At 54.7% G+C, this 9,994-nt stretch carries 10 protein-coding genes; 9 read left to right on the top strand and 1 reads right to left on the bottom strand.

Annotated features, from left to right (window positions below; translation table 11 throughout):
- The first annotated feature begins 401 nt into the window (after positions 1-401).
- The 9 genes from K8I84_RS13810 to K8I84_RS13770 all read left to right on the top strand — a co-directional run bounded on the left by K8I84_RS13810 (position 402) and on the right by K8I84_RS13770 (position 9,618).
- Positions 402-2,588: a hypothetical protein gene (locus tag K8I84_RS13810; protein WP_223795360.1), complete on the top strand. Its 2,187-nt coding sequence runs from the start codon at positions 402-404 to the stop codon at positions 2,586-2,588.
- 116 nt (positions 2,589-2,704) lie between these two features.
- The gene (locus K8I84_RS13805) at positions 2,705-3,673 is read left to right on the top strand and encodes a viperin family antiviral radical SAM protein (RefSeq protein ID WP_223795359.1); all 969 of its coding nucleotides are present in this window, start codon (positions 2,705-2,707) and stop codon (positions 3,671-3,673) included.
- Positions 3,670-3,885 (top strand): type II toxin-antitoxin system HicA family toxin, encoded by a 216-nt coding sequence (locus K8I84_RS17060; protein WP_223795358.1) that lies wholly within the window; start codon positions 3,670-3,672, stop codon positions 3,883-3,885. Before K8I84_RS13805 ends, K8I84_RS17060 begins: the two co-directional genes overlap by 4 nt.
- A gap of 674 nt (positions 3,886-4,559) precedes the next feature.
- The gene (pqqA, locus tag K8I84_RS13795; protein ID WP_007153157.1) at positions 4,560-4,631 is read left to right on the top strand and encodes a pyrroloquinoline quinone precursor peptide PqqA; all 72 of its coding nucleotides are present in this window, start codon (positions 4,560-4,562) and stop codon (positions 4,629-4,631) included.
- Between the two features lie 60 nt (positions 4,632-4,691).
- Complete coding sequence (gene pqqB / locus K8I84_RS13790; RefSeq protein ID WP_223795357.1) at positions 4,692-5,621, top strand: pyrroloquinoline quinone biosynthesis protein PqqB; 930 nt, start codon at positions 4,692-4,694, stop codon at positions 5,619-5,621.
- Positions 5,618-6,349, top strand: coding sequence for a pyrroloquinoline-quinone synthase PqqC (gene pqqC / locus K8I84_RS13785; protein ID WP_223795356.1), 732 nt, complete (start codon positions 5,618-5,620; stop codon positions 6,347-6,349). The genes pqqB and pqqC overlap by 4 nt, the downstream gene beginning before the upstream one ends.
- 8 nt (positions 6,350-6,357) lie before the next feature.
- Positions 6,358-6,630 (top strand): pyrroloquinoline quinone biosynthesis peptide chaperone PqqD, encoded by a 273-nt coding sequence (gene pqqD / locus K8I84_RS13780; RefSeq protein ID WP_263283170.1) that lies wholly within the window; start codon positions 6,358-6,360, stop codon positions 6,628-6,630.
- On the top strand, positions 6,627-7,781 hold the full coding sequence (gene pqqE, locus K8I84_RS13775; RefSeq protein WP_223795354.1) for a pyrroloquinoline quinone biosynthesis protein PqqE: 1,155 nt from the start codon (positions 6,627-6,629) through the stop codon (positions 7,779-7,781). The genes pqqD and pqqE overlap by 4 nt, the downstream gene beginning before the upstream one ends.
- Positions 7,782-7,839: 58 nt before the next feature.
- Complete coding sequence (locus K8I84_RS13770) at positions 7,840-9,618, top strand: prolyl oligopeptidase family serine peptidase (RefSeq protein ID WP_223795353.1); 1,779 nt, start codon at positions 7,840-7,842, stop codon at positions 9,616-9,618.
- Between the two features lie 24 nt (positions 9,619-9,642).
- Here the strand turns inward: K8I84_RS13770 and K8I84_RS13765 are convergent, their stop codons facing one another.
- Positions 9,643-9,954 carry a c-type cytochrome gene (locus tag K8I84_RS13765; protein WP_223795352.1) on the bottom strand — a complete coding sequence of 104 codons (312 nt, stop codon included), beginning with the start codon at positions 9,952-9,954 and terminating at the stop codon, positions 9,643-9,645.
- Positions 9,955-9,994: the final 40 nt, after the last annotated feature.

Raw genomic sequence — 9,994 nt, 5'->3', positions numbered from 1 at the left:
ATGCTGTTCTCCGTTTGCCTCATTGTAGGCCGGAGAACTCTAATTACGCATGCACCGATTTTAGGGGATGGTTACACACTGGTGTAAACGGCATGTAATAGATTTGTCATTTGTTCGTTCACTGTGGGTGTAGAGTACACACTCGACCTATAGATATGCCACTGCAACAGATCAGGCCCACCTCTGCTGCTTTAGGACCAAATTGACTCATTCAACTTTCACGCAGGCATTTGACTCGCAAACGAAACCACTCTATTTTAAAAGCGCTTATCTGCGGTCGTGCTACCGAGCCTGGTGCTCACCTTTCCGCTCCCCTACAGGGGAGGTTTCAACTGCAGACAACCAGACTTTTGATCTGGTACGCACACTCGAAACTAATCCTCTTGCTAGGTGATATAACCATGTGCAGAATTGATGCACCCTACGAAAACCTCTCCCTTGACGAAAAGCCCGCCCCTTCAGAACGGCTTACACAAGCTCTCGAAGAGCATGGGATCAGCGGCACGCTGAAGTCACTCTTCATCAAACATTTTTCTGGTAACTGGCCTCGGATATTCGGATCTGCGGACGGATTGGAAGATGCCCTGACATCTTCCAAAGAAAAAACTTCCGAACGTGAAAAAGCCGCGTCGATACTCTCTAGCGATCGCTTCGCTCGCGAACTGGCCTTTCAATTGATCGCGCCTCCCCCCGCTGGCATCGCAGATAATGGTTTGGCAGTGTTCCACTTTGCCCAAGATGTGGCCCAAACCTATTTTTCCGACTCGCCCTACTCACTCTTTCAATGTGTAAACGCCACAACACTGCCGTTCTACCGTGTTGTCTCCAGGCTTTACGGGGAAGAGTTCTGCTTCGACCCTGCCCTGTTCGACGACCCTGCCCTTATTGCCGAGGGAGACTTCAATAGAAACGAGCTGCTATGGAGTTTCTTCAACACTTGGTCTTGGCAAGATGACGGCAACCAGAATGAGCTAGCGGCCGTGTGCGACGCCCAGATCAAGAACCTCATTTCCGCTGCCTCTCTGGAACTTTTGGATGGTCCGCCAACCTTCGGTGCACACAAGTTTCTGCAGGGCATCCGATTTCTCAAAACATGGGTGGCATCCGATGCCGCAGCTGGAAGACTAAAAAGCACTTATGAAGGAGCTTTCCTTAAACTGGACTTAGAATGGTCGGAGCTTTATTCAAGAGTTCGCTCGATAGGAGCATCCAACGGTGTAGCCAAGGAAGAGTCGGACCTTGCCACCGCTTGGCTGGACAAGACCAAGATTAGACTTCAGGAAGTATTTTGCCTCGGCCTAGATCTGACGAATGCTGATGACGGTCAGGTTGATCAGTGGGCATCACAACTGAACTCGTGCTTTATTTCTCTCAGCACTCCCTACCCTGCCATCCTGAAACAGTCGCGCGAGGAATGGGATGCCAGGGAAAATGAGTATCTGAACCTTACTTGTTCGAAGCTCACTAGCTACCAGATAGAGGCTTGGATTAAGTGGTCTATTCAACAAGACATTGAGTCAGAGATTAAAGAATCTGAAAGAACACGCGCCGCCACGGGGTTCTACGGCGCTCAAAGCAGGAAGTGGTGGGCGTCCGGTTTTCGCGCCACCTGGAAAGCCCTTTGCGAAGAGGCGCTAAGCAAACTGGACATCAAGTCTAAACTGACTGTCCTTTCGGGCACCTTTTACCACCATTTACCTGACGAAACTGCTTATAGCGAATTCCAGCCTTGGTGGGACAGCCTGCTAGAGGGCTTGATTCAAGACTCCGAGTTCCCTACTGCCTTGATTCCCCAGTGGGCATTAGCCGCCAAAGGCCGGATTGGTAATGACTTGGTTCTCCCCTACATCGACAAAAGCATCGGTCTACTCCGTGGAAAACTGTCGAGCGGGCCACTGCCTTCCCATCATGAACAACTTGAAAAACTATTGAGTTCGCTGTCTTCTTCGAACCCGAAGAAAGAGTTGCGGCACCGCCTTATGCTGATGCGTTCGTCACCGTTTCCATTGTGTGACGAGTCGCTGTCTCGCTTCAGCCCTGTGAACAGCGAGAAAGCGGTTCCATGGCACTTGCCGCTGAAAGACGTTGCCAGGAATCGCTTCGAAAATGACATCAACGAGACACGCTCCTTTGATCGAGAGCAACATGAACGAGCTGAGATTGAGTGCTATCAGTCCTTCACTCTGGAATTAGTTGAGTTCTGTCTAAGCCGCCTTCGTCTCCGCAAAGGCCAGAAACCAAAGGACGGCAGCTACGAAAATAACCAAGCCACCGAACAGTCCCCAATCTGGCGTCAGGGGTACTTAAAGGCGCTGCTGGAACTCGGCCTCGACCCGAACGGTAAAGCCCATAAAACACTCTACTTCACCAAACAGTTCGACCCTGACGAACATGTTCGCTCAGTTGCGAAAGAGAGCTACCGGGCTGTCCGCCGGGAAGCTAAAAAGCCACGGAACATCCAGGATTTCAAGCGAGGACTGATTGCTGCTGAGTGGTGGCTATTAATGACTCAGCGCCTTGAACTTGATCTCGACGTAAATCATGAGGAAGCACTGAAAACCCGGCGCAGGCTGTTGCGCAACCCCTAACCCTCACTCCAAACCTACTTGGTGTACTGGAGCTTGATGCTCCTCTCCTGACGCCAAGCGTCCGCCATGTAAAAACTTCACGGCCCTTACAAGAGGTGCCGTCAAGGAGTATACGCATGCATACGAACACCGATTTTGTTCCAACGAATCCATTAGCGACACCGCTGAACGGGATGCTCGCAGTAAACGAGCTCACCATAAACTGGCACGTTACAGAAGCCTGTAACTATCGCTGCCACTACTGCTACGCAAAATGGAAAGACGCTCCCAGTTCACGAGAGTTGTTTCATGATCCCGATCGCACTCGTGATCTTCTGGGCGAACTGTTTGACTACTTTCAGCCCACGAATAACAGCAATCCATTATCCAGGCAGATTACGTGGAAAGGGCTCCGTCTGAATCTGGCGGGCGGAGAGCCCTCGATCCTTGGCGACCGTTTGATCGAAATCGCTCAAACCGCACGAGAAATCGGTTTTCAGCTTTCCATCATCAGCAATGGGGCACGGCTATCAAAGGACGCTCTCACCGAACTGGCACCACATCTGACATGCCTGGGTATCAGCCTAGATTCCACAGACACCAACAGCAATCAACGAATCGGTCGCACAACCAGAAAAGGCGAGCATCTTGATCTTGCCGAGTTGCTCGCCAACATAGAGTTGGCACGCAGAATCAACCCGCAACTCACGATAAAACTCAATACCGTTGTCAATCTCTTGAATGCGAAAGAGGATCTGAGCGAGTTTGTCACAGAGCTTCGCCCCGACCGGTGGAAGGTTCTTCGGGTGCTGCCGGTTATTGACGACTCTCTAGCCATCAGCGATGACCAGTTTTCCGATTATGTGGAACGACACCGGTCTTTCGAATCACTTCAATGCGTCGAAGACAACACTGATACGCGAGAGTCGTACCTTATGGTCGACCCCTTCGGTCGCTTCTTCCAGAACCAGCTATCTCCAGACGGAGGTTACCAATACAGCCAACCCATTTTATCCGTTGGTGCTCACGCTGCTTTCTCGGAAATGGCATTCAACCCAAGCCGCTACCACTCCCGTTACTCAAAGGAAGCAGGAGGAACGCTGTGAAAAGGTACAGTTCGAACAAAGACTGGAATGCCGTCATTAATCGCCTCGTCAAACTGGGCTGGCGATACAGGCGCGGCGGTAAACACGGCCAGCTCACCCATCCTGATAGCTCCGAAATACTTGTCGTTCCAATTTCGCCAAGTGATCGTCGAAGCTTACAGAACTTCATGCAACTCCTGAGGTCCACCGGGATCGGAGCAAGAACGCAGTAGAGTACCGCCTAGCCTTGGAGCAAGGCGCGTGCGGCTGGATTTCGTTTCTTACGAAGTCCAGCCCGAACCACTTACCCATCACTTTGGCATTGAGTAATTTCACAAGCTGAAGGCGTCCTAGTGTTGAACAGTTTCAACTCCAGCCTGCCCATTTCGAACACTCCAGTGTCCGCATTTCGGACACAAAATCCCTAACAGTTGCGAAGGTCTTGCCAAAGCGTAAACTCTTGAATCGAGAGCTTCTTAGGTCACTTAGGGTAACAGTCAAATGTCCGACTATTGGACACACACTCCCTATCAGACTTGTGCCTAAAATCGTTATTAATCGGTCAAAATACTGTTATAAAAGGCTTTTATCCTATGAAGACTTGCCTATACAAACTATTGAACAAACAGAGGTTTCACCGATTAGTCTCGTTTTATAGCGGAGAATAGAGGTAGTCTCCGGAGGCAGAGGTCAGAGGTTCGAATCCTCTCGGGCGGGCCATTTATTTCAAAGGCCTGCGTGAAAACGCAGGCCTTTTTTTTGCGCTGTGTCCAGGCAGCGCAAATTTATTTCCAAGTGCCATTTCAAAGTTTCCGGAAGAGCAACTACTCTGATTGGAGAGTTGCCGAAAAATCGGTCAACGTCTCATGAAAGTAGCCCTTTTATAACAAATAGAGAGGACACCAATATGTGGACCAAACCAGCTTATGAAGACCTGCGCATTGGCTTCGAAGTCACCATGTATTTCGCCAATCGTTGAGACCTGAACCAACGGCCAGTACACGGACAGGCTGACCACCCCCTCCCCGGAGTGTTCCAAATGCAGATTCATGTACTTGGTTCCGCTGCAGGGGGAGGTTTCCCCCAATGGAACTGCAACTGTCACAACTGCGATGGGTTCCGTAAAGGCACGTTGAAAGCTCAGGCTCGTACTCAGTCCTCGATAGCCATCAGTGAGGACGGCGAGCACTGGATTCTCTGCAACGCCTCTCCGGACATTCGCGCGCAGCTTGCCTCTTTCGACGCCATGCAGCCCGCTCGGGCCGTGCGCGATACGGGCATCAGTGCGGTGATGCTGTTTGATAGCCAGGTCGACCACACGACGGGCCTGCTCATGCTCCGTGAAGGCATGCCTCTGGACGTCTGGAGCACGACTCAGGTGCACGAAGATCTGAGCAGCGGCTTTCCTCTTTTCAACATGCTGAGACATTGGAACGGTGGCCCACGTTGGCATGAGATTCCATCCTCAGATCAAACCTCTTTCAGCATCCCATGCGCGCCGTCGTTGCGGCTGACGGCCATTCCGTTACTCAGCAACGCGCCACCTTACTCACCGCGACGCAACAATCCCCACCCCGGAGACAATATCGGTCTGTTTATCGAGGACACCCGCAATGGCGCGACCGCACTTTACGCACCTGGGCTCGGCAAACCTGACGCCAATATTCTGGCTTGGATGGATAAGGCGGATACCCTAATGGTGGACGGCACGGTGTGGCAGGATGATGAGATGCAGCGCTGTGAAGTGGGCACCCGGACCGGGCAGCAAATGGGGCACCTGGCACAAAGCGGCCCCGGTGGAATGATTGACGTTCTGGACGGCATGTCTGCGGAACGCAAGATCCTGATCCACATTAACAACACCAATCCAATTCTGGATGAATCTTCAAAGGAACGCGCCATTCTGGCCAGTCACGGCATTGAGGTGGCGTATGACGGGATGCACCTTGAACTGTTGGGGCACAAATGAATCGGGCAGACTTTAAAGCCGCACTTCTCGCAAAAGGTAAGTATTACCACATTCATCACCCCTTCCATCAAGCCATGTACAGCGGTGATTGTTCGCCGGAAGAAATTCGCGGCTGGGTAGCCAACCGTTACTATTATCAGGTGAATATTCCGCGCAAGGATGCCGCGATCATGGCCAATTGTCCGGACGCATCGGTGCGTCGGTTATGGCTTCAGCGGGTGCTGGATCATGACGGCCATGATGAAGACAAAGGTGGCATCGAAGCCTGGCTGAGCCTGGCCGGGTCAGTAGGGCTAAGCCGCGAGGAGGTCGTCGACCAGCGTCACGTATTGCCCGGCGTCCGGTTTGCGGTCGATGCCTACCTGAATTTTGCCCGTCGTGCGACCTGGCAGGAAGCTGCCTGCTCCTCGCTGACAGAGCTGTTCGCGCCGGAAATTCACCAGTCTCGCCTGGACAGCTGGCCCACCCATTACCCCTGGATCAAAACCGAAGGCTATTCCTATTTCAGAAAGCGACTGTCCGAGGCCCGTCGGGATGTTGAGCATGGACTTGCGATCACACTGGACTACTTTACCACGGCCGATCAACAGGAGCGGGCGCTGGAAATACTTCAGTTCAAACTGGACATCCTGTGGACGATTCTGGACGCCCTGACCATGGCCTATCGCCACGGCACGCCGCCCTATCATACCATCACCGACCAGCCTGTCTGGCACCGGGGGGTGTAATGGACGACATGATCAAACCGCACCTTGTGCCTCGGTTCAGAGTCGGTTTCCGCTTTCAATGGGAGCCGGCGCAGAACGCTTATGTGCTGCTTTATCCGGAGGGGATGGTGCGGCTCAACGGCAGTGCGGGAGCCATACTGAGTGAAGTGGATGGCGAACGTTCCGTCGCTGAAATGGTCCAACGCCTGGAGGAACGCTACCCGGATGCCGGGCCGCTGTCTGATGATGTGATGGGCTTTCTTGGGGAGGCCCGGGAGAACGGCTGGATTGATCTGATATGACAGACCGGGAATTTACGCCAGATAATCGTTCAACGGAGGTCGGGCCGCCGCTCTGGTTGCTGGCAGAGCTCACTTACCGTTGCCCCTTACAGTGTCCCTATTGCTCGAACCCATTGGATTTCGCCAACTCCCAGAAAGAACTCAGTACCGAACAGTGGACGAGTGTGCTGCGGCAGGGACGCGAGATGGGGGCCGCGCAGCTCGGCTTTTCCGGGGGCGAGCCACTTGTCCGTCAGGATCTTGCTGAACTGATTGGAGAGGCCCGCCACCTGGGGTATTACAGCAATCTGATCACCTCCGGCATTGGCCTCACCCAAGCCAAGGTAAAGACTTTCCTGGAAGCCGGGCTGGATCATATACAAGTCAGTTTTCAGGCGTCTGATTCCGAGCTGAACAACGCATTGGCGGGTTCACGAAAAGCGTTCGAGCAGAAGCTGGCCATGGCCCGGGCCGTGAAGGAGGCCGGCTACCCGATGGTGCTGAATTTTGTCATTCACCGCCATAACATCCATCAGATGAATGACATCATCGATCTCTGCACCCGCCTGGATGCCGATTACGTTGAGTTGGCCACCTGTCAGTATTATGGCTGGGCCTTCAGAAACCGGGAGGGACTCATGCCCTCAAAGGCACAGCTGGTGACCGCAGAAGCAACCGTGAAATCCTACCGGGAACGGCTGGCAGCCTCGGGCTCCCGGATGAAACTGATCTTTGTCACCCCTGACTACTACGAAGAGCGCCCAAAGGCCTGCATGAACGGCTGGGGAAGTCTGTTCCTGACCGTCGCGCCTGATGGCACCGCGCTGCCATGCCACAGTGCGCGAATGCTGCCGATCGACTTTCCCAATGTCTGCGAGACCGATCTGCGGACGATCTGGTACGACAGCCCCGGTTTCAACCATTACCGTGGCGACAGCTGGATGCCGGAGCCCTGTCGATCCTGCGACGAAAAAGACAAGGATTTCGGCGGTTGTCGGTGTCAGGCCTATCTGCTCACGGGCAACGCGGACAATGCAGACCCCGTGTGCAGTAAATCACCGCACCATGATCGTGTTCTGGCGGCCCGACGCGCTGCCGATCATGCCACCGCGGGGCTGGAGGATTTGACCTATCGCAACACCGAGAACTCCCGGCTTTTCTTCCGGAGCTGATATCCCGCAACTGACCGCCGAACAGGCCGCTGCCGGATTGATACAGCGTAGCGAGCTTGTGGCCTCGCAAGCCGGTGTCTTCTGGCTCGAATCCGACCCTGCCTCCGGCCTCAATCTGATTCACACCCTGGCCGAGTCTGGCGAGGGCTCTGTCCCCTTACTGCCTGATACCCTGGGCGTCCGAAGCCAGGTGAACGGCTATGGTGGTGGCGCCTTATGCGCGGCCCCGGATCGGCTATTCGCCATAGAGTCATCCAGCCAGCAGATTTACGTCATCATGCCCGAGACCGGTATTGTCAGCGCAGTGACCGATGACGCCAGTGCCTGCTTCGGCGGCCTGGTGTGGGATCGGCACCGGGAGCGGCTGCTTGCCGTGCGGGAAGATGCCGACGGCCAGCAGCTGGTCGCTATTCGTCAGGGGAAGCTGGAAACGCTGCATCAAGGTGAGGACTTCTACAGTGCGCCTGCGGTATCCGACAGCGGCCGGCAACTGGCCTGGATCAGTTGGCATTTACCGGATATGCCGTGGGTTTCGTCGGTGTTGTGGCTGGCCCGTGTCGATGACGATGGCATGCTTGTGGACGCCAGGCCAGTCATGCCCTTCCAGTCTCCAACTCGCGCCTGCGTGCAGCAACCGGTATTCGTGGGCGAAACCCTGTACGTACTATCGGATCATCTGGGCTGGTGGCAGCCCTGGCAAATGGATGAGAGCGGGAGCTGGCGTTGTCTTGACGACACCCAGGCCGACCAGGCGAGCGCACCCTGGCAACTGGGTGAATGCCAGCATTTGCCGCTGCCGGAGGGCGGATGGCTGCGGGTGCGATATCTCAATGGTATTGGCGGGCTGTGGTGGCAACCCGATAGGGACGCTTTGCCGCAGCACCTGAGTACGTCCTATGTTGATTTCCGATGCCTGACACGGCAAGGAGACAGGGCCTGCTGCATTGCGCGGTCATCGGACCGGCTGGACGCTGTCCTTTCTGTGGATACGGAAACCGGCCAGATCCATGTGCTGGCTGGCGGCGAGAAACCATTTGGTGAGGTTGCCCTTTCATCGCCAGAGCCATTCCGGCTTCCGGAGAGTGAGGAAACAGCGTTTGTCGTGAGTGGATTTTACTACCCACCTGTGCGGTCGCAGTCTGGACAAACGGATAACGCCCCGTTGGTCATGATCGCGCACGGAGGGCCCACCGCCATGATCTGCCCCGTGCTGAATCCGCAGGTTCAGTTTCTCTGTCATCAGGGTTTTGCCGTTGCCGAGGTGAACTATCGGGGCAGTTCCGGTTTTGGGCGCGACTTTCGACTGTGCCTGGCTGGCCAGTGGGGTGTTCTCGATGTTCAGGATATCGAGTGCGCTGCCAGACACCTTGTCAGTGAGGGTAAGGCCAGCGCTCAGGCCGCCTTTATTCAAGGGCGCAGTTCGGGCGGCTACACGGCACTGATGGCACTGATCTCATCAGCTTATTTCACCGCCGGCGTGAGTCAGTTCGGAGTCAGTGACCCCAAACGCTTGCGGGAACTGACCCATCGATTTGAATCGGGCTATCTGGACTGGCTCCTCGGTTCCTTCGAGGAAGTGCCGGATCGATGGAGGGAGCGTTCGCCCCTGATGCAGGCTGACCGCATCCAGCAACCCACGGCTTTTTTCCAGGGTGGACAGGATACCATTGTGGTTCCCGAACAGACTCAACTTATAGCAACGGCGATACGTGCAAACGGCTGGGAGTCGTTCGTACAGGTGTATCCCGATGAGGGGCACGGCTTTCGAAAGGCGTCGAATCAGGCGGATATGCTGACTCGACTGGCCGTATTTTACCGACAGTGCCTGCAACGCTGATTACGCGCTCGTCGGGAGGCTTGCCTACTTACCAATCTGGGAGATGAAGCCTGAAAGGTTGGCTATATCTTCATCACTCAAATTTCGCGCATTCGGAATCATCAGCCCGGAGTTTGCTCCCACCCTCTCGCCAGCGCGATAGGTTTCTAGACGAGATTGAATGTAACTCGCATCACGTCCTGCAAGGGATGGAAAGCTCGCCATGCCTTGGGCTTTGGGACCGTGGCACTGGGCACAATTATTCGCAAACAGCTTTTTACCCGCCTCCAGATCCGCCGCCTGCAGGGCAGTGGAGGTCAGAGCGATGGTTATCGCACACATCAGAATACGCAGCACAGGTTGTCCTCAATTGTCTGGTGGAAACCGCACTGCCCTG

It is taken from the genome of Marinobacter sp. F4216, assembly GCF_019931195.1.
In the GTDB taxonomy this organism is placed as follows: domain Bacteria; phylum Pseudomonadota; class Gammaproteobacteria; order Pseudomonadales; family Oleiphilaceae; genus Marinobacter; species Marinobacter suaedae.
Note: the sequence above shows the minus strand (reverse complement) of the source record. Positions and strands in the feature narration are given on the sequence as shown.